Annotated in this window: 15 protein-coding genes and 3 CRISPR repeat arrays; of the genes, 7 read left to right on the top strand and 8 right to left on the bottom strand. The window is 60.1% G+C overall.

The window, feature by feature from the left end; translation table 11 throughout:
- Window positions 1–83: 83 nt before the first annotated feature.
- Complete coding sequence (locus KTAU_RS14945; RefSeq protein WP_151729120.1) at window positions 84–1,094, bottom strand: sugar ABC transporter substrate-binding protein; 1,011 nt, start codon at window positions 1,092–1,094, stop codon at window positions 84–86.
- 337 nt (window positions 1,095–1,431) lie between these two features.
- On the opposite strand from KTAU_RS14945, the gene KTAU_RS14940 reads away from it, so the two are divergent.
- Both KTAU_RS14940 and KTAU_RS22445 read left to right on the top strand, forming a co-directional pair.
- The gene (locus tag KTAU_RS14940) at window positions 1,432–2,724 is read left to right on the top strand and encodes an ROK family protein (RefSeq protein WP_151729119.1); all 1,293 of its coding nucleotides are present in this window, start codon (window positions 1,432–1,434) and stop codon (window positions 2,722–2,724) included.
- Between the two features lie 624 nt (window positions 2,725–3,348).
- Window positions 3,349–3,615 carry an alpha/beta fold hydrolase gene (locus tag KTAU_RS22445; RefSeq protein ID WP_170293325.1) on the top strand — a complete coding sequence of 89 codons (267 nt, stop codon included), beginning with the start codon at window positions 3,349–3,351 and terminating at the stop codon, window positions 3,613–3,615.
- Between the two features lie 2,195 nt (window positions 3,616–5,810).
- Here KTAU_RS22445 and KTAU_RS14930 read toward each other — a convergent pair.
- A complete protein-coding gene (locus KTAU_RS14930) occupies window positions 5,811–6,020 on the bottom strand; it encodes a hypothetical protein (protein WP_151729118.1) in 210 nt (69 codons plus the stop codon).
- Window positions 6,021–6,391: 371 nt separating this feature from the next.
- Window positions 6,392–7,765: a CRISPR direct-repeat array (repeat unit 37 nt; unit sequence GTCGGAACACCGCGTAAGCCCGATGTGGGATTGAAAG).
- 586 nt (window positions 7,766–8,351) lie between these two features.
- Between KTAU_RS14930 and KTAU_RS14925 the strand changes: the two genes are divergently transcribed.
- The 3 genes from KTAU_RS14925 (at window position 8,352) to KTAU_RS14915 (ending at window position 10,346) form a co-directional block, all read left to right on the top strand.
- Window positions 8,352–9,290 carry a tyrosine-type recombinase/integrase gene (locus KTAU_RS14925; protein ID WP_228026476.1) on the top strand — a complete coding sequence of 313 codons (939 nt, stop codon included), beginning with the start codon at window positions 8,352–8,354 and terminating at the stop codon, window positions 9,288–9,290.
- 264 nt (window positions 9,291–9,554) lie between these two features.
- Window positions 9,555–10,028, top strand: coding sequence for a hypothetical protein (locus KTAU_RS14920; protein WP_151729117.1), 474 nt, complete (start codon window positions 9,555–9,557; stop codon window positions 10,026–10,028).
- On the top strand, window positions 10,029–10,346 hold the full coding sequence (locus KTAU_RS14915) for a 3'-5' exonuclease (RefSeq protein ID WP_084659123.1): 318 nt from the start codon (window positions 10,029–10,031) through the stop codon (window positions 10,344–10,346).
- Window positions 10,347–10,380: 34 nt separating this feature from the next.
- On the opposite strand, the gene KTAU_RS14910 is transcribed toward KTAU_RS14915, so the two are convergent.
- The 6 genes from KTAU_RS14910 to KTAU_RS14890 form a co-directional block, all read right to left on the bottom strand.
- Complete coding sequence (locus tag KTAU_RS14910; protein WP_069805823.1) at window positions 10,381–10,830, bottom strand: hypothetical protein; 450 nt, start codon at window positions 10,828–10,830, stop codon at window positions 10,381–10,383.
- Between the two features lie 412 nt (window positions 10,831–11,242).
- Window positions 11,243–11,533: a hypothetical protein gene (locus tag KTAU_RS14905; protein WP_069806295.1), complete on the bottom strand. Its 291-nt coding sequence runs from the start codon at window positions 11,531–11,533 to the stop codon at window positions 11,243–11,245.
- 56 nt (window positions 11,534–11,589) lie between these two features.
- Window positions 11,590–11,838 (bottom strand): hypothetical protein, encoded by a 249-nt coding sequence (locus KTAU_RS14900; RefSeq protein WP_069806296.1) that lies wholly within the window; start codon window positions 11,836–11,838, stop codon window positions 11,590–11,592.
- 10 nt (window positions 11,839–11,848) lie between these two features.
- Window positions 11,849–11,986 (bottom strand): hypothetical protein, encoded by a 138-nt coding sequence (locus tag KTAU_RS21655; protein WP_170293324.1) that lies wholly within the window; start codon window positions 11,984–11,986, stop codon window positions 11,849–11,851.
- Window positions 11,987–12,157: 171 nt separating this feature from the next.
- Window positions 12,158–13,606: a CRISPR direct-repeat array (repeat unit 37 nt; unit sequence GTCAGAACCGCGCTTAAGCCCGTTGAGGGATTGAAAG).
- A 799-nt stretch (window positions 13,607–14,405) separates the two neighbouring features.
- Window positions 14,406–14,743: a CRISPR direct-repeat array (repeat unit 37 nt).
- Between the two features lie 968 nt (window positions 14,744–15,711).
- Window positions 15,712–16,023 carry a hypothetical protein gene (locus tag KTAU_RS14895; protein WP_151729116.1) on the bottom strand — a complete coding sequence of 104 codons (312 nt, stop codon included), beginning with the start codon at window positions 16,021–16,023 and terminating at the stop codon, window positions 15,712–15,714.
- Between the two features lie 430 nt (window positions 16,024–16,453).
- The gene (locus KTAU_RS14890) at window positions 16,454–17,191 is read right to left on the bottom strand and encodes a GntR family transcriptional regulator (RefSeq protein WP_151729115.1); all 738 of its coding nucleotides are present in this window, start codon (window positions 17,189–17,191) and stop codon (window positions 16,454–16,456) included.
- Between the two features lie 433 nt (window positions 17,192–17,624).
- On the opposite strand from KTAU_RS14890, the gene KTAU_RS14885 reads away from it, so the two are divergent.
- Both KTAU_RS14885 and KTAU_RS14880 read left to right on the top strand, forming a co-directional pair.
- Complete coding sequence (locus KTAU_RS14885; RefSeq protein WP_151729114.1) at window positions 17,625–17,918, top strand: hypothetical protein; 294 nt, start codon at window positions 17,625–17,627, stop codon at window positions 17,916–17,918.
- Window positions 17,919–18,314: 396 nt separating this feature from the next.
- Complete coding sequence (locus KTAU_RS14880; RefSeq protein WP_151729113.1) at window positions 18,315–18,548, top strand: hypothetical protein; 234 nt, start codon at window positions 18,315–18,317, stop codon at window positions 18,546–18,548.
- Window positions 18,549–19,080: the final 532 nt, after the last annotated feature.

Below are 19,080 nucleotides of genomic sequence, written 5' to 3'. Positions count from 1 at the left end.
CAGGCCCGTGCGGATACCTGCTTGCTCTTTCGCATGCGCCCCACCCACCCACTCACTCACTCACTGGCTTGCTTCCTTCCTGACTACTTAAGAAGGTCTTGAAAGGGATCAACATAGCTGCTGAACGGCTTGGGGAAGCTAGCCAGAGCCTGAGCAACATTATCGCTGGTCACTACGAGCACCGGAGCAGTGACTTTGGCCGGCAGGGTTTTACCTGCCAACGCCGCCTTGCAGGCCTCGACCCCCATTGCTCCAATCGTATAGGGGTACTGAGAAACGGTGGCCGAGAGCTGACCCGCTTGAATGGATTTCAAGGCATCCTGGATGCCGTCGACGCTGACCACCTTGACCTGACCCTGTTTCCCAGCGTCCGCAATGGCCCGGACGACCCCAAGAGCCATGTCATCGTTGGCGACAAAAAAGCCTTTGAGATCGGGGTGAGCGCGCAGGATATCACCAGCGGCTGTCAGCGCTTTCTGGCGATCCCAGTCTGCTGCAACTGTCTGCACGATCTGGATCGTCGCAGGAATACCCTGGCTAAAACCCTGGAGACGCTGCTGGCTGGTCACGTCTCCGGCGATGCCTCCAATCAGGGCAACCTTGCCCCCTGTTGGTAGCAGTTTGGCCATCTCGTTAGCTGCCTGATGACCGGCACTGATATTGTCCGTTCCAATGTAGGTGCTGATTTTGATGCCAGCCGCCTGGGCTGCCTGCGCGCTAATAGGATTATCGATGTTGATAATCGGTTTGCCAGCCTGGGAGACAGGCGCCAGAGCCTGAACCAGGTTGGTGCCACTGATAGGGTTGACGATGTAGCAGCCGTAGTTCTGACCCGCGAGGGCCTGGAGCTTGTCCGCCTGACCAGTGGTGTCCGTGATGCTCGTGGCTGCCTGGACAGTAACAGATACGCCCACGGTCCTGGCTTCGTCTTGAATGCCCCGCTGCATGGCCTGGAAGAACGGGTTGTCTAGCCCTTTGATCACAGCTGCAACTTGCGTGCTTCCACTGCTTCCGCTCCCGCTGCTACTGGCTCCGCCACAGGCTGTGATGATCACGCCAAGCACCGCCAGCAGGATCAGGCTCATCCTTGTCATCAGCGATTGCCTGCACACTGCAGCGCCTCCTTCCGTCTGTCTCTGACAAGAATAAAAATAGTCGATGCAACGCTTTGGTCGACTCAGCAATGACTTCTGCCCGGCTGAGTCGAGGGACCCTTCACTATTGGCAAATTATAGCCGTACTTATGTATTATGTCAAGCAAAAGTTTGGTATCTTCGGACCAAATATAGCAGAATCCTGCAGGGTAATCTTGAGAAGACCCCCTCTCCTTGGTAGAATAAAGGCGAATATGCCAAATGCACCTGTGGCTAGCATGGACTGCCGGCGCAGGTAGCCCTCTCTATTTTCGGAGCTGTGAGGAGTGCCACGCTGATGAAATCACCACTTGAGGGCAACGATGCCTCGCGGTCAGGAGCTGTTCTCGCCCTGTTTCGCACTGGCCAGGCGCGCACGCGGGCGGATGTGATCCGCCTGACCGGCCTGGCACGCTCGACAGTCACGCAGCGCCTGGAGCAGCTGCTCGCTGCCGGGTTGCTGGTACCGGATGGAGCCAGCGCCTCGACTGGGGGCCGTCCGCCGACGCAATTCAAATTCAATGCGGCGCGCGGGGTATTTTTGACTGCTGACGTTGGGGCCAGTCATTTGCGCTGTGCACTGACAGATCTGGCTGGGGCTATTCTGGCGGAGGAAGCCAGTGAGCTAGATGTCGCTGCCGGGCCCCATCCTGTGCTTGAGCAGGTGACGAGGACGTTTTTGGCCCTTCTGCAACAGCAGCAGGTGGCTCCCCAGAAGGTGCATGGCATCGGGATCAGTGTCCCTGGCCCCGTGGAGTTTGCCACCGGGCGTGTGGTCAGCCCACCGATTATGACCGGCTGGGACGGCTTTGACATCCCGGGCTACTTTCTCGAGCGCTTTGCCTGTCCGACGCTGGTGGACAATGATGTGAACGTGATGGCCTTTGGAGAATATAAGGCCTGCTGGCCAGAGCACCCGCATATGTTGATGGTCAAGGTAGGGACGGGAGTCGGCTGCGGCATTATTTCGAACGGGCAGATTCTGCGTGGCGCCCAAGGAGCAGCTGGGGACCTCGGTCACATCCCCTACAGCGGCGACCTGGCCAATCTGACGACCCCTCCTCTCTGCCGCTGTGGTAATCGCGGTTGTGTGGAAGCCTATGCCGGTGGCTGGGCATTGCTGCGCGATCTCCGCGCACTCGGTCACCAGGTCCATTCGACCTATGAGGTGGTTCGCCTGATCCGAGCCGGCCAGCAGGACGCGGTCCATCTGGCTCGTCAGGCGGCCCGTGTGCTGGGCCAGGCCATCTCCGACGCGGTGAGCCTGCTCAACCCTTCGCTGGTGGTCTTAGGCGGTCGCCTGGCTCACGCCGATGAGCCACTGCTTGCCGGCATTCGCGAAGTGGTCTATCGGCGTTCCTTGCCGCTGGCTACCCGCGATTTGCAGATTACCACCAGTCGCCTGGATATCCATGCTGGCATTACTGGCCTGGCGCTCCTGCTCGGGGAGTATCTCTACGCGCCTGAGCTGGTCGACCTGGCACTTGATCCCGAGGTTCCGACGCCCCCAGAGGGACGCTTTGGGCCGCTGAGCGGGAAAGCGCTAGGTTATACACTGCGTCTTCTGAGCCAGGGAGCCGCAACTCCTTAGCCCTGGCCAGCCCTCTTTTTCGCTGTCGTCTGCCGCTCTGCTACTTCTCTCCCTCCCCGGCATAGCCTGAGCGCAGAGAAAGGCTTTAGGCCCTGCCCTGAGAGTCGCCGAGGGAGAGAGCAACAAGCAACAGCTTTCCCAGCGACCAGCGGGTCCCTTGTAGGGATGGACTGGCGACGATGATGCTCGCGCCTCTACATTCGCAGAGAACGAGGTCTACGTCAGTCCACAACTCTTTTTGACCAGCCAACTCCTTGACGGGCCTGCTCTGACAGCCATATAATCCTCGGCAGAGATTGTTTTACCTAGAGAGAACACCTGTTTTAATCCCCTCGGAAGCTCCCGACCTGAGAGATTGGTCGCAGGAGGAGAGGGAGCAACAGCCATCAAACTGGGTTATTGTCGAGGAGGATTGTGATCATCAATGGAACCGGTGAGCAGACGTGCGCAGCCACCGTCGCGCAGAGCGGTTTGCCTGGGCACGGGAAGGGGGGCGCTGACGAGAAGGAGAGGTGGAAGGCTGGCTGAAGGATCACCTGTGTTTATCGACCTTTTCACCTTTCCCCTCGTCTCTCCCCCACTATCTTCCCTGTCTCATCCTTTCCCCATCGTCTGAGTCTGAACTTGAAGACGGCTGTTTCATTTCTCCCGCTCTCCACTCGGCTGCTCGACTGGCCTGATGACGTCGCGGAAGTCGCCGATCATCTGGGTCCCAAGCACTTTACCGTGGAAGGCTTTTCTGCCGGTGGCCCCTGTGCCCTGGCCTGCACCGCCAGGATTCCACAGCGGCTCACAGCTTGCAGTCTGATCAGCACCATCTCACCCCTGATCTCTTGGGGAAAACTGGAACTATGTAGGCGGCGATGCCCTCTGCTTCCGCGTCGGGCTTGAGGGTAGCGGAGAAGCTGATGGTCAGCAGCCCGATGCCGAAGTCGCTGAGCAGGACAGCCATGATATACTGCCAGAGAAACGACCAGGTCGGATTGCTGTGAAGTAGCAATACCGCGTGAAGGGAATACCTTTTTGGGAACACCAGGGAGAATGCCTATCATGTGTGCATAAAGCAGACCCTTGTAATGATAGAAGAGGCAGGAGCCGATGACCAGCCCCTCCCAGGGCAGTTCGAACAGGATCGCGCACTCCCTCGGGCTCTCGGCCAGGGATTTGCATCTTCATCCGATACCGTTGGGGATCGTAGCACATCTGGTATTTGGTGAAGTTATAGCCCACCAGCGGCAAGAACTCCTCCAGCTCCTGCGCCAGGCTACACAGCTGCACCTTCAGTCATTGTCCTTGGGCGAAGGCCCGCATCTCCCGCCACCAATGGCTCACAAACTGGCTCGTGTCTGTAAGGTCCAGCGACAGATAGGGGCGACGCCAATAGTCACACTCAGGTAGCCGCCCTGGTCCAGCAAATCTCTACTGAAATCGTGTGATTCATCGCTGTCATCTAGTTGTATATTCTCTCCTCAGCTTGACTTTGTACTGGATAAGCTGGACACTAACCTACGCAAACGTAATCAATTCATAGCTGATTGTTCAGCCCGCTGGCCTGGAGCATGGGCGGCAGCAGCGGTGGGACGGGCAGTCCATCGCCAGCTTCGCAGCCTCCAGCTGACTCTGCACAGCCGATAGCAGAGGACGCCTGAGACTCGAACACTCTTCGCGCTCCGCGGATGCGACCCTGCTGCCGGGGTTCCAGCAGCTCGCTATCGCGCAGGCTTTGCTGCAGCGCCGCTGTCATGAGGCGCTGCAGCACCACAGTTGCTGGCTGCTAGGTCTGGTGGAGCGTTTCGTAAGGCGCTTCCTACGCGAGCGCGGTCCGAAGCTGCGCGCTGCTGGCGCTGTGGTCGGGCCTGGGAGCCAGCAGCGACGGACCGTTTCCAGCGTGGAGAGGAGGCAAGGGGCGGCTCCATCGGGGAGACGCATGAGAAGGGGAACATGCCTCTGATACTGTTGCGGTAATGAGATGCCCGTCATTTCGAGGATCTCAGCACCCAGCTGCTCATGTAGCGATCCTCGAACGGCTTTTCAGGTCGTCTGAGGACCAAAGTGGCTGAGATCATGACCGCATGGAAGCGGTCACTGCCGACCGATTTTTTGGGATCCTCGAAACGGCTTGACGGTGACGGCTCCAGGTGCTTCTCCTGGAGGAGGGGCCGTCAGCATCAGCGAAGAAGCCCCTCTGGGATTGAAACGGAAACTCCTTCTTCCAGCGCACTCCACCGACAGTATTTGAGGGGGTATCATCAGGGATCTCCTTCGAGTCCGAAAGGAGACAGGTGATCCCCTCCCTCTCCAATCTCCTTCCCACGATATGCCTCCCCAGGCAGGGGCTGGTGCACGATGCCTCAGCTGGTCTGATACAAGGCGTCCACGGTGTGAGTCACTAGCCACCGCGATTGCCCCTGCAGGGCTGGCGATGGACTGCGGGCCACGGCCTGGCAGGGATGGAAGCGGCCAGACTCAGGAGATCAGAGCGATACCAGGCCGAGAGAATGGATAGAGAGGGAGAGGAGGAAGAAGAGGAGATGAGAAACCCCCTCCGCGACGACTCCTCATCTCATCGCGGAGGGGGTTTCTTGGAATTTTACCGGAAGCGGAACCGACGGGCTTCGATTTCTCTCTCACCAGTGGCCCCTCTTTTCCTCCTTCCTTCTCATCCCCTCGCTCAGACCCTCCAGCAATCCCTGACGGGGGAGTCGCTTCTCCCCTCTGCTTCTCCCTCACAGCCAAGGCCCACCGCTCGCTCTGCTCCCCCTTCCCCTCGCCCTCGTATCCCTCGCGAGGAGTGGCCTGTGATCGCTTCTCGTGTTCTTGAGCATCAGGAACCCCTACGACAGGTTGCACAGGATTACAACGTCTCCTATGAAACCATCAGGCGCATCAGCCAGCGCTTCCTTTCTTCTCTTTCAGAAACCTCTAGCATTGGAGAATAGAACCCCCAAGGAGATCAGAACCGTTGCAACCTCTTTCCGCTCAAGAGGGAGCGCTGCATTCCTCGCACCGCTCCCTCTCTCTCCCTGGCTGTTCCTTCCAGCCTGCTCTCTTCTCATTCTCCTCTGTTGATTTCATTTCATTTCATTTCAATCCCACATCGGGCGAGAGGGGTCTTCCGCCCTGCTACCTTGCGGCTTCTGGAGCAGCGTCAGAATCTGCCCCATCTGCTGCTCTAGTCGATTCAGGCGCACCTGGACCTGCGCGACCTCTCCACTCAGCGTGTCGAGACGCTGCTCGATCCGCTCTATCCGCTCCTTGAGGGCATCCAAATCCATCCGCAGGATGCCATAGAGCATGGTCGTATCCTTCGCCAGGTTCCGGTAGACAAACTCCAGCTCGCTGACGCGCCGCTCCAGGTCGGCAATCCGCTGCTCGCTCCATCAGACCCTCCTGAACACTGCTGCCTCTCCCTTACCATCCCCCGCAGTCGCTGTCAAGCGCTGCTCACGAGACCCATTCTGCCGCTCTTGCCGCTCGTGCCGTTCGCTTCGAGCATCTCGGCTCCCGCCATGCCACGCAGCGATGCTCGAAGGGCCTCACAAGCTGCCGCAGGGCCACAAGGGCTGGCATCATGACCGCATGAAAGCGGTCAGCAGTGACCGCTTTTTTGGGATGCTCGAAACAGCTTGACGGACGCCGCTCCTGATGCTACCCTAGAGAGGGGACTGTCGGAACACCGCGTAAGCCCGATGTGGGATTGAAAGATCCACATAAGGACGTACTAAATATAAGATATCGTCTTTAAGTCGGAACACCGCGTAAGCCCGATGTGGGATTGAAAGCCCAGATTGAGGCAAGCCGGCTCAGATCAATCGCCCAGTCGGAACACCGCGTAAGCCCGATGTGGGATTGAAAGAGCTTGGGGGCAGCCATGCCCAAGGCAATTGAAGTCGGAACACCGCGTAAGCCCGATGTGGGATTGAAAGCGGATGGAGTGCGCAAGCAGCGAGATGGGGGCAGCAACGTGGTCGGAACACCGCGTAAGCCCGATGTGGGATTGAAAGGTGGGCTTTCTGGAGGAGACCCTTGATCTCCTCCCAGTCGGAACACCGCGTAAGCCCGATGTGGGATTGAAAGCCTCTGCGGCAGAATACGGCAGCCGCCCCGCCGGCTTTGTCGGAACACCGCGTAAGCCCGATGTGGGATTGAAAGAATGGCGTGCCCTTCCCCTTGGGGCCCGGCTCTCCCGTCGGAACACCGCGTAAGCCCGATGTGGGATTGAAAGATCTCGTGCAGAAGGCTACGTTATCTCGTGCCTTCGGTCGGAACACCGCGTAAGCCCGATGTGGGATTGAAAGAGCGCAGTTACATGAGTTTGCGCGCCCCTCGGTAGAGTCGGAACACCGCGTAAGCCCGATGTGGGATTGAAAGTCTCGGTTGTTAGTGCAGATCCGTGAGCAAGACCAGGGTCGGAACACCGCGTAAGCCCGATGTGGGATTGAAAGTGACCGCAGATAGCCTGCGTGCAATGCGCGGCAAGACGTCGGAACACCGCGTAAGCCCGATGTGGGATTGAAAGTCTCCAGCCGTTTCCATTCCGGGGCCGGCGCCGCCGTCGAGTCGGAACACCGCGTAAGCCCGATGTGGGATTGAAAGAACTGCTCAGCAACTGGCGCTTGTCAAGCGCAAGAGTCGGAACACCGCGTAAGCCCGATGTGGGATTGAAAGCATTGGGAGAGCGTTTCTCTACCTTGCGCTCAGCATCGAAGGTCGGAACGCCGCCTCAGCCCGATGTGGGATTGAAAGCGGATGACAATATCATGGGGAGTCAGATTGACCAGTTGTCGGAACGCCGCCTCAGCCCGCTCTGGGATTGAAAGATGCCACTGAGGGCCTCAAAGGCCCGGAGGAGCCACGTCCGAACGCCGCCTCAGCCCGCTCTGGGATTGAAAGCAAGGGCTGGCACGATCAGCCGGCGATGACAGCGCTGCGTCGGAACGCTGCTTAAGCCCGATGTGGGATTGAAAGATGATATGGTTTATGCACAAGCACGTGCACTGGTACGTCGGAACGCTGCTTAAGCCCGCTCTGGGATTGAAATCGCTCTGGGATTGAAATAAAGCAGGCCATTCGTTCCATTCCTGCTCTCCCCTGCTCGGGGACGGACCCCTTCCCTCTGCGTTCCCGTTCCCTTCCCAGGATGTTCCCCTCTCGTTCCCGCGTGGTTCCCGGGTCGCGCGGGTATGCTTGCAGTGTTGCGAATGTGTTGCGGCCTCGGGAAGGCGAAGCGCTGCCGCCGGCGTTTCCCCCTGATCCCAGAGCACTCTCCCACCGAGGGCAGGAACAGACGATGCCCCTGGCGCTGTGCCTGGCCTGACCTGGCTCGCAAGGAGGGACCGCTCCGCTGGAACGCCGCACCGCACCAGCCTGACATGGACAGCCGCAGCCGGCCTGCGCTGGTTGAGCCCCGCTCTCGCCAGGTCGGTGACCCGCTCGCTCGCTGTCCAGGGATGCCAGGAACGCATCCTTTCGCGCGCTCCAGACGGCTTCACCGCGGTCTAAACAGAGCGAGAGAAGAGAACGGGGGACTCGTCCCCTCCCCGCTCGCTGTCCAGAGGGAACAGGACAGCCCAGGGCAGCCGCCCTGCAGGGGGACGGACACGGTTGAACTCGTGGGATGGCAAGTCGTGCGGTGGCAGGAAGCACGAGCTGGCCTGGCAGCCACCAGCCAGCACCGCAGGAGCACCAGGAGCAGCATGCCCACGCATCGCAAGAGCCTGATCCGCGAAGCCATCGAGCGGCTCGACGGCCTGATGGCCATCGGCGAGAGCCGGCATACGGCCAAGCAGACCGCTCGCCAGCAGGGACAGCTCGACTGGACCTGCTCGACGGGGCGCATCCACAGTTACAAGACCCGCTCCGTCTATCAGGAGCAGGTGATCCGCTTCCTGAAGTGGGCGCGGGCCACCTCTGGGCTGCGCCGGTTGGCCGAGGTAGACGCGCGCGCCGAGGAGCTGGCCACGGCCTATCTGCTGCGGGGAATAGAGACGGGCCTCTCGCCCTGGACGCTGGCGACGACCCGTTCCGCCCTGCGGCTCTTCTTTGGCGATCCGGCGCTGGCTGCCTCGGTCACACTGCCGCCCCGGCGGCGGGAGCTGATCCGGCGCTCGCGTGGCCCGGTGGCACAGGATCACGACCTGAACCCGGCCCACTGGCAGGAGCTGATCACCTTCCTGCGGGCAACCGGCTTGCGCCGGCGAGAAGTGGCGGCGCTGCGCGTGGCGGATCTCAACCTGGCAGCGGGGGTGGTGCTCGTGCGCCACGGCAAGGGAGGCCGCCCGCGGGTGGCGCCCGTGCTGCCGGGCGTGGAGGAGCTGCTGCAACGGCTGTGGGCAGGGCGCCGGCCCGAGGAGCGGGTCTTTGCACGCATCCCGTCCCATCTGGACGTGCACGCCCTGCGGCGCGAGTATGCGCAGGCGCTGTATCGGCTGCTGTCGGAACGGGAGCTGCCACCGGCTCGGGGCCGGCTGCGCCCAGCGGACTATGATCGGGCAGCCGTGGAGGCGGTGGCGTCGGCCCTCGGGCATCGTCGTGTGGAGGTGGTGCTGCGTCACTACCTGCGCTAGCTGCCTCTGTGGATCGACTGCCGCCTCGGCGCAAGGCGACCCGACGCGCGTGTCCCAGTGGCGCAGGACTGTGCGCTGAACCCAGCCACTGGCAGGAGCTGATCCCCTGATCCTCCACCTCCAACAGCTCCACTCCCTTGCTCCCGACCCACGACAGGGATCTCATGCCCACCCCTGCGCGCTGCCGCTCCCGAGGGACGACGTGCGTCGCTCCTCGGACTGCGGAAGCACGGCGCCGAAGTCATGAAGAAGGAGAGACCAGCGATGGCAGAACATCAGGAATATCAAGAACATCAGCTCGAACGGATTTCCACAGGATGGCGATGTACCGTCTGCCACAAAACGTGGCAGGCAAAGCCTCGGACGGAGTGTGTGGGTCTGCGGGTGTTCGCGTACGCCCAGATTGACTGGGAGCGGCTGGCAACCGTCTCCGGCCTGCGCCGCCGGGGGTTGCGCCTGGCCCCGGGCCAGCAGCCCGCGGGCTGCTATGAGCGATCGGCGGGGCGCCCCCGGCAGGTGTTGCTCTACTGGGTCCATGAGGCAGCTTCAGCCAAGGCGCTGACGGAAGCGCAGCGGCAAGCGCTGGAACGGGCAAGGGAGGGCTGGCGTCGCTGGCTGACCTGCGAGAGCTGTGGGGGGAAGATTGAGCCTGGGCGCCGCCGCCGGCGGCTCCGGCTCTGCTGGGTGTGTGAGGAAGCGCAACGGGTGCGCCAGCAGCAGCAGGAGATACGGGCCTGACTGCGGGAAGAGCTGGCCCGGGACATTGCCATTGTTGACACGGAGACGACAGGATTGCCCGAAGACCCGGGCTTCCAAGTGGGAGAGATCGCGGTGATCGATGGGAAGGGGAAGCTGCTCTTTCGTTCGCTGATCCAGCCGGATGCGCCTGTGACGCCAGGGGCGCGGGCCCTCCACGGGATCAGCGATGAGGCGCTCCAGCATGCGCCGCCCTTGACGGAGAGGTGGGGGGAGCTGTGTGCGGTCCTGGAGGGCTGTGCCTCTATCTGGGCCTACAATGCGGAGTTTGATCCCCTGGCGCTGCCTTTCAATCCCTAAGCGGGCGTAGGCGGCATCCTCGTGCTGATTGACGCTAGCTGCCTTGTTGCTTCTGGAGCAGCGTCAGAATCTGCCCCATCTGCTGCTCTAGTCGATCAAAGCGCTGGTCCACCTGGGCAAACCGTTGGTCCATCTGCTGCTCCAGGCGATCAAAGCGCTGATCCACCTGGGCAAACCGCTGGTCCACCTGGGCAAACCGCTGGTCCACCTGGGCAAACCGCTGATCCACCTGGGCAAACCGCTGGTCCACCTGGGCAAACCGCTGGTCCATCTGCTGCTCCAGGCGATCCAGGCGCACCTGGACCTGCGCGACCTCTCCACTCAGCGTGTCGAGACGCTGCTCGATCCGCTCTGTCCGCTCCTTGAGGGCATCCAAATCCATCCGCAGGATGCCATAGAGTATGGTCGTATCCTTCGCCAGGTTCCGGTAGACAAACTCCAGCTCGCTGACGCGCCGCTCCAGGTCGGCAATCCGCTGCTCCATCGGGCCCTCCTGAACACTGCTGCCTCTACCTTACCATCCCCCGCAGTCGCTGTCAAGCGCTGCTCACGAAACCCACTCTGCCGCTGGTGCCGCTGCTGCCGTTCTCTTCGAGCATCCCGGCTCCCGGCTTCCCACGCAGCGATGCTCGAAGGGCCTCACAAGCCACCGCAGGGCCACAGGGGCTGGCATCATGGCCGCGCACAACCGGTCACTGCTGACCGCTTTTGTGGGATGCTCGAAAAAGCTTGACGGACGCCGCTCCTGATGCTACCCTAGAAAGGGGGCTGTCGGAACACCGCGTAAGCCCGCTGAGGGATTGAAAAAGGGATTGGAACCGATGGGGGATTGAAAAAGGGATTGGAACCTGCAATCACGAGCTGGCCCTGGCCTGCGGAGGGCGAGGGCCAGGCCCCTACTCGTATTCAATCCCCATCTTCTGCATCATCTTGCGCTGGAAGGTGTTGAGCAAAGAGATGCTCTGCTGCTGCTCGTTGAGCCGCGCCTCCAGCACACTAAGCCGCTGCTCAAAGCCGGCCATCCGGTTCTCAAACGTATTCATGCGGATCTCCACCGCATTCAGCCGGTGCCCCTGATCCCGCACCTCGGCGACCAACTGCTGCAGCAGCCCGATGATATCCGTGAGCTGCCCGCTCACCTTCGCCTCAAAGGCGGCAAAGCGCTGCTCCAATGATCCGTTCTCCATCACGGTCTTCCTTTCTCCTGCTGGCCTCCTGCAGGCGCCATCTGTCAACCAGACCCCTACTCGTATTCAATCCCCATCTTCTGCATCATCTTGCGCTGGAAGGTGTTGAGCAAAGAGATGCTCTGCTGCTGCTCATTGAGCCGCGCCTCCACTGTCGTCACCCGGGCTTCCAGTGCCCCGAGCCGGTGCCCCTGATCCCGCACCTCGGCCACCAACTGCTGCAGCAGCCCGATGATATCCGTGAGCTGCCCGCTCACCTTCGCCTCAAAGGCGGCAAAGCGCTGCTCCAGTGATCCGTTCTCCATCAGGCTCTCCTCATACGAAGGTGCATAGCTGCGTCTGAATACCCTGGCCTTTACCATACCATCCCGCATGGCCGTCGTCAACCCGTCCCGAGGCAAGATGCTCCCTCGTGCTGCCGCTGGTGCCGCTCGTGCCGTTCGCTTCGAGCATCCCGGCTCCCGGCTTCCCACGCAGCGATGCTCGAAGGGCCTCACAAGCTGTCGCAGGGCCACAGGGGCTGGCATCATGGCCGCGTAATAGCGGTCAGCGATGACCGCTTTTTTGGGATGCTCGAAACGACTTGACGGAGGCCGCTCCTGATGCTACTCTAGAGAGGGGGCTGTCAGAACCGCGCGTAAGCCCGTTGAGGGATTGAAAGCTCGCTATGCTGGATGATGTTGTCCTATTGTTCCGGTCAGAACCGCGCGTAAGCCCGTTGAGGGATTGAAAGATCGGAGGCGTAGATGCTGCGCCTTCCTTTCCTCCGTCAGAACCGCGCGTAAGCCCGTTGAGGGATTGAAAGGCGGCATGAGCGGCGACATGCTCACCCTCGGCCTTTCGAGTCAGAACCGCGCGTAAGCCCGTTGAGGGATTGAAAGCTGAGGTAGGATTGAAGCCGGGAGACTTAGCCGTCTCCTACGTCAGAACCGCGCGTAAGCCCGTTGAGGGATTGAAAGCTCCGATCTTTATTGAGCAGGAGCCAGGCAGTGCTGGAGTCAGAACCGCGCGTAAGCCCGTTGAGGGATTGAAAGCAGGCTGGATGATCTGCCCGGGCAATAGAGGCCAATCCGTCAGAACCGCGCGTAAGCCCGTTGAGGGATTGAAAGGCAAGAAGGCCAGTGGGCTTCAATGGCTCATGCTCCTTCGTCAGAACCGCGCTTAAGCCCGTTGAGGGATTGAAAGTCGCTAAATTTCTGAGAAGCGCCTCTACTTCGCGAGTCAGAACCGCGCTTAAGCCCGTTGAGGGATTGAAAGACAGCCATGACGACAAGAAAGCCGTATTCTGAGCTTGGTCAGAACCGCGCTTAAGCCCGTTGAGGGATTGAAAGCGACGTCGAGCCGATCTTGCACGGGGATCGGCATGATGTCAGAACCGCGCTTAAGCCCGTTGAGGGATTGAAAGCCTCAGCCCTTTCAGCCGGCGGCGGCGGCCCCCATGGTCAGAACCGCGCTTAAGCCCGTTGAGGGATTGAAAGCCAGCGGTCCAGCTGGCGGATGAGATCGTCCGCCAGCGTCAGAACCGCGCTTAAGCCCGTTGAGGGATTGAAAGACCGGCGATGGCGGCGGCTGCTGAATCGCTCTCCTTTCGTCAGAACCGCGCTTAAGCCCGTTGAGGGATTGAAAGGGCGCTCACCATTGATGAGGAAGTGGCAACTGTGCTGGTCAGAACCGCGCTTAAGCCCGTTGAGGGATTGAAAGCAGGCAGATGCGAGCGCGAAATGAGGAAGTGCTTCTGAGTCAGAACCGCGCTTAAGCCCGTTGAGGGATTGAAAGACATGGAGACAACGCCTCCAGCGGGACCCAGGCCGCGTCAGAACCGCGCTTAAGCCCGTTGAGGGATTGAAAGGGCGGGCGTCCTCTAGCTGACGTACTAGACTCAGCGTCAGAACCGCGCTTAAGCCCGTTGAGGGATTGAAAGAACCTTATAATATGATGTTTCCCTGATTGTATCCAAAGTCAGAACCGCGCTTAAGCCCGTTGAGGGATTGAAAGCCAAAGCTGGTGATGGGATTGTCATTGGCATCCAGCGCAGAGTCAGAACCGCGCTTAAGCCCGTTGAGGGATTGGAACCGCGGGACCTGCCTTCATGGACTTGCGGGGATCTGCCCGTCGAAACGCTGCTTAAGCCCGATGTGGGATTGAAACAGATTAATGATCAGATATTCATGAGTCTGAAAGAGGGTCGGAACGCTGCTTAAGCCCGATGTGGGATCGGCGCAGCGATCACGAGCTGGCCCTCGCCCTCCGCAGGCCAGGACCAGGCTCCTCCTCGTATTCAATCCCCTCCTGAACATTGCTGCCTCTCCCTTCCTCTCCCGAGCCATCGTGGTCAACCCTTCCCAAGGCAAGGTGCGCCCTCTTGCTGCCGCTGGTGCCGCTCGTGCCGTTCGCTTCGAGCATCCCGGCTCCCGGCTTCCCACGCAGCGATGCTCGAAGGGCCTCACAAGCCACCGCAGGGCCACAGGGGCTGGCATCATGACCATACAAATGAGGTCACTACTGACCGCTGTTGTGGGATGCTCGAAAAAGCTTGACGGACGCCGCTCCTGATGCTACCCTAGAAAGGGGGCTGTCGAAACGCTGCTCTAGCCCGATTAGGGATTGGAACGAGCGGTTCGGCGTGCACCTGGTCGTGCTCGCCGTCGTCGAAACGCTGCTCTAGCCCGATTAGGGATTGGAACCCGCGTCTAGAGCGTCGCCAGGGCGCACGCAGTCGAGAGTCGAAACGCTGCTCTAGCCCGTTGAGGGATTGGAACCACCCTGAGAATTCGCGCGACTTCAGCAGCGTCGAGGAGTCGGAACGCTGCTCTAGCCCGATGTGGGATTGGAACTTGGATAAGTTCCTCTAGCGAGGTCTCCGTCCCGAATTGGTCGGAACGCTGCTTAAGCCCGTTGAGGGATTGGAACTCAATGGACTTCCCCCCAGCTCGAACCCATGTGGTTTGTCGGAACGCTGCTTAAGCCCGTTGAGGGATTGGAACTTATCGCTATTACTCTGGGCGAAGGCTTTGGCTATGGTCGGAACGCTGCTTAAGCCCGTTGAGGGATTGGAACAATTGAGAGAGGACGCCCTAGGCCCTCACTGAGGGCCCGAGCTACGTCGGAACGCCGCGTAAGCCCGTTGAGGGATTGGAACCCGATCGCGTACCATGCCTCAATATTGTGCTGCTGCCGGAACGCTGCTTAAGCCCGTTGAGGGATTGGAACCTTCTAAGGTCTACCTTGAGCAGGCAGGCCCGCGCCGTCGAAACGCTGCTCTAGCCCGTTGAGGGATTGGAACGGCAATCTCCTTTCTTGTCTTGTCCTTTCCTTGTCTGTGTCGGAACACCGCGTAAGCCCGTTGAGGGATTGGAACGGTAGGAATTGATACAATAGGAAGATCAGAGAAGGGTCGAAACGCTGCTCTAGCCCGATTAGGGATTGGAACTCATCCTGTCGCGAGGCCGCATAATCATAGAATCGTTTAAGTCGAAACGCTGCTCTAGCCCGATTAGGGATTGGAACCCGGGGATATACTGGAGAGAGGAAAGCAGTCGCCAGGGTCGAGTCGAAACGCTGCTCTAGCCCGATTAGGGATTGGAACCAACATGGAGATCGCCCTAACCGTCAAGGCAGACCGGGTCGAAACGCTGCTCTAGCCCGTTGAGGGATTGGAACATCGAAATGCCCTCCTCGAGTGGCAAAAGATCCCTGGGTCGGAACGCTGCTTAAGCCCGTTGAGGGATTGGAACTTGGCGGCGGCAACTGGGACCGGAGATATAGGTCGGACCGTCGGAACGCTGCTTAAGCCCGTTGAGGGATTGGAACTTGTTCCGCAATCGTTCAAATTCAGTCATATTTGCCGTCGAAACGCTGCTTAAGCCCGATGTGGGATTGGAACGTCATCCGTCCTGGAGGGAACGGCTAGGGTCCGAACGCCGCCTAAGCCCGATGTGGGATTGGAACTCGCCAGATCACCAGCGGCCCGCTCGGACACGACCACGTCCGAACGCCGCTCTAGCCCGTTCAGGGATTGAAAACTGATCTCATGCCGATCCCATCGCAGGACCGGCTCGACGTCAGAAGGCTGCTCTCGCCCGATTAGGGATCGGAACCCGACACCCAACAAAAAAGGCGCCGATCCGGCGCCGCAATCACGAGCTGGCCCTGGCCTGCTGAGGGCGAGGGCCAGGCCTCTACTCGTATTCAATCCCCATCTTCTGCATCATCTTGCGCTGGAAGGTGTTGAGCAAAGAGATGCTCTGCTGCTGCTCGTTGAGCCGCGCCTCCAGCGCACTGAGCCGCTGCTCGAAGCCGGCCATCCGGTTCTCGAAGCCGGCCATCCGGTTCTCAAACGTATTCATACGGATCTCCACCGCGTTGAGGCGGTGGCCCTGATCCCGCACCTCGGCGACCAACTGCTGCAACAGGCCGATGATATCCGTGAGCTGCCCGCTCACCTTCGTCTCAAAGGCGGCAAAGCGCTGCTCCAGTGATCCGTTCTCCATCAGGCTCTCCTCATACGAAGGTGCATGGCTGCGTCTGAATACCCTGGCCTTTACCATACCATCCCGAGCCACCGCCGTCAACCCTTCCCAAGGCAAGGTGCTCCCTCTTGCTGCCGCTGGTGCCGCTGTTGCCGTTCGCTTCGAGCATCCCGGCACCCGGCTTCCCACGCAGCGATGCTCGAAGGGCCTCGCCAGCCACCGCAGGACCACAGGGGCTGGCATCATGGCCGCATGAAAGCGGTCAGGAGTGACCGCTGTTGTGGGATGCTCGAAACAGCTTGACGGACGCCGCTCCTGATGCTACTCTAAAGAGGGGACCGTCGGAACGCTGCTTAAGCCCGTTGAGGGATTGGAACCAGCACTAGGTTCCTCTTCTTCCTCTTCCTCTGCTTTGCTTTGTATTCCTCTCGCTAGAATTCCCCCTTCGAACTTAAACCTGATCCCAATGAGAGACATTGTACTCCCGGGACAAAACGAAAAAACTTGCGACGAGAAGCAACCGATTGCACATCACAACTGTACCCTCCTTTGATCGACAGACGCGATCCACCTCCATAATCGGCGATCCTCTTGGGATCTTGAGCCAGCTTTGCTCCTGCTTAGAGGGGAGACGAGCAATAATATCTTCATGGACCTGATTGATGACTATGCCATGCCGCTGTTTAATCGCCTCAACGACATCCATGTGGGCATCCGCTTTCATCTGCTCGATGAATTCTCCAGCAAGTTCTTGAGGATAAAAATTTTCTGCAATCCGCATGTAAGCAGTGATAGTACCTTGTCTCCGAATGCGGCGGACAACACGAGCATCTGGCGGAACCCCCATAAGATCAGCAATTTCCGGCGGCACTGGAATCAGTGCGGGATCCTCCAGGTTTTCCTCCACTGGTTCAAGTCCCATCTCTTTTAGATAGAGATCAAAACGAGGGAGCAGCCCTGGAATACGGGTTCTGCTAGCTCGAATGAAGATCCCTCGCTGACCCAGGCTCGAGAGCAACCCCTCAGCCTGGAGCCTCTGGATAACTTTATTCATGGTTTCTTGAGATGTCCGGAATTCCCTCGCCAGCATCCTTAACCCGGGAAGACGTCCTTGGGTCCCGTAGCTTCCTGCAAGGATACGACGACGAAGGTCATCCATAATAGAGTCAATCTTGGTGTCGGGAGACATGCAATCCTCCGCTCTAGGTTATATCCTAGAAATAGCACTTGACAAGAGGAAAATCAATACTTATAAAATGCCCCTTGACAAAGTGGTCTAGATCATTGTAATCTTAGTCTAGAGCATTTGCATAGTGATCACACTAGGTAGCGCCCCCTTGGGCGCGGTCCTGCATGGCAGGTTCCGATCTCACGAACCCTGACAACCGAATACGGATCGTCCCCGGCCAGGAGGTTGGCGCCCGCGGCCAAAGAGAAAGGGAGGAGGAGGCAGCCCGCGGAAGGGCCGCTGCGGGCGGGCCGCTGCTCAATCCCCCGATCAGGAGATCGAGAAGAGGGAGAGGGTGGCGCCGCAGCGGAGGCGCTCGGCCAGCAGTCCTGGCGTTCATTCCCCCAATCCATTCCTCTTATATTCCTCTCTTTTCCTTTAAAGGAGGGCTTATATGTCCGTCCCTTTGCTTATCCCTGCCCGCCGGCGGCAGGTGCGCCGGCGCACGCCCTACTACGATGAAATCGTCTCCCGCGCCCGCCGCACGCTCTGCGGGCGGGTCGTTGAAATCCCCGAGGATCTCTTGTTTCCCCATCGTCGACGCTTCCCGCCCGATCCGCGGCGGCCAGGGGCGCGCGGCGTGGTGGCTTTCATTAGCGAGGAAGGCAGCGTGTGCGTGCTCCTCGATGGCGAGCGCCGATATTTTGGGGTAACACTGCTGCTGGAGCGGGCGCGGATCGTCTCGTAGTGCGGTTTCCTCCCTTGAGGATCAGAAAAGTGGAGGCAGACATGGAGCTTTCGCTGGATGACTTTGCCGATTGGCTGCTGCGGCATGCCTCGGAGCAGGTTGGCCAGCGGGGACGCTGCTTTGATCATCCGCTGGCCCGCTGGCTCTCGGAGCGAAGTGGGAGACTCATCGGAGTAGACAGCGCCGCAGGGTCCTATGGGCCGGCGCTGGAGTCCCCTCGCCGCTGGCAGCCGCTGCCCCGGTGGGCGGTGCGGTTCGCGGCATGGGCGGAATGCCCGCATTTCGAGATATTGTCTGGAGAACAAGCGTTCACTTTGTTGGTTCAGAGCCTCTAGTTCGTTCCTTCCTTCCTCGTTCCCTTCCTTCCGTCTTCCCTCGTTCGAGAGGAGGTGTCGTATGTCTGCATCCCCTTCCCCCGATGGATGCCGGTCCCTCATTGCCTTGCTGCAGCAGTACCAAATACGGCTTGGCAATTTCGCCACGCTCGGCATGGCTCCAGCGGTCAGGGAGGTATTGGGGGACCAATTTGGCGAGGAAACAAGCCTCGAAGAAATTATCCAGCTCTTAGTAGCCCAAGATCTGGCCCGGCAACTGCACGATCGCCGGGCCAGGCGGGCGACGAGACCCTAAGATGGATGGGGTGCGCTGGCTGGTTGGCGACCCGTTGGCGCGCCCCCATCCGCAGCAGGCCAGGCGCCGGGGGGGTCGTGCCACCCTGGCGACTGCTTTCCTCTCTCCAGTATATCCCCGGCTCTCTCAGGGCGCAACCCCCGGCGGGGAGCCGCCGCAGAGGAGGGAGCAGCGGTCGCAGGGAAGGCCCCCTCGGCGCCTGGCTCCAACCAGAAAGGAGCCAGAGATGTCATCTCGATTGTCTTCTCATTCCTCCATGCAATGTGCGCAATGCGGCGCTGAGGCAGAGGAGATCTGCGAATTTTGCAGGCGGCCAGTCTGCTCCTGCTGCCGAGTGGAAGACTATGCCGGTAATGTCTCCGGTCTTCAAGAGCCGGAGACCCGGCATGCGATCTGCGTGGGGTATTGGACGCCGGCGCGCCAACGAGGGCGAGAGTGGCGCTCGCAGCAGCGCGAGAAAGGGGGCCGCTAATGGCTGCAGCATGGGGACCGATCTGGAAGCGGCAGGCCGAGGGCGAGGGCGAGCAGGGCC

Source organism: Thermogemmatispora aurantia, assembly GCF_008974285.1.
In the GTDB taxonomy this organism is placed as follows: domain Bacteria; phylum Chloroflexota; class Ktedonobacteria; order Ktedonobacterales; family Ktedonobacteraceae; genus Thermogemmatispora; species Thermogemmatispora aurantia.
The sequence above is the reverse complement of the archived record's forward strand: the minus strand, read 5'-3'. Positions and strand labels throughout refer to the sequence as shown.

Bases quoted from the DNA above. Each gene is read 5' to 3' on its own strand.
- KTAU_RS14900 (WP_069806296.1), bottom strand. From the start codon at position 11,838: ATGGAGAACGGATCACTGGAGCAGCGCTTTGCCGCCTTTGAGGCGAAG.
- KTAU_RS14920 (WP_151729117.1), top strand. From the start codon at position 9,555: ATGGCAGAACATCAGGAATATCAAGAACATCAGCTCGAACGGATTTCC.
- KTAU_RS21655 (WP_170293324.1), bottom strand. From the start codon at position 11,986: ATGCTCGAAGCGAACGGCACGAGCGGCACCAGCGGCAGCACGAGGGAG.
- KTAU_RS14895 (WP_151729116.1), bottom strand. From the start codon at position 16,023: ATGGAGAACGGATCACTGGAGCAGCGCTTTGCCGCCTTTGAGACGAAG.
- KTAU_RS14910 (WP_069805823.1), bottom strand. From the start codon at position 10,830: ATGGAGCAGCGGATTGCCGACCTGGAGCGGCGCGTCAGCGAGCTGGAG.
- KTAU_RS14880 (WP_151729113.1), top strand. From the start codon at position 18,315: ATGTCTGCATCCCCTTCCCCCGATGGATGCCGGTCCCTCATTGCCTTG.
- KTAU_RS14890 (WP_151729115.1), bottom strand. From the start codon at position 17,191: ATGTCTCCCGACACCAAGATTGACTCTATTATGGATGACCTTCGTCGT.
- KTAU_RS14930 (WP_151729118.1), bottom strand. From the start codon at position 6,020: ATGCTCTATGGCATCCTGCGGATGGATTTGGATGCCCTCAAGGAGCGG.
- KTAU_RS14885 (WP_151729114.1), top strand. From the start codon at position 17,625: ATGTCCGTCCCTTTGCTTATCCCTGCCCGCCGGCGGCAGGTGCGCCGG.
- KTAU_RS14940 (WP_151729119.1), top strand. From the start codon at position 1,432: ATGAAATCACCACTTGAGGGCAACGATGCCTCGCGGTCAGGAGCTGTT.
- KTAU_RS14905 (WP_069806295.1), bottom strand. From the start codon at position 11,533: ATGGAGAACGGATCATTGGAGCAGCGCTTTGCCGCCTTTGAGGCGAAG.
- KTAU_RS14945 (WP_151729120.1), bottom strand. From the start codon at position 1,094: ATGACAAGGATGAGCCTGATCCTGCTGGCGGTGCTTGGCGTGATCATC.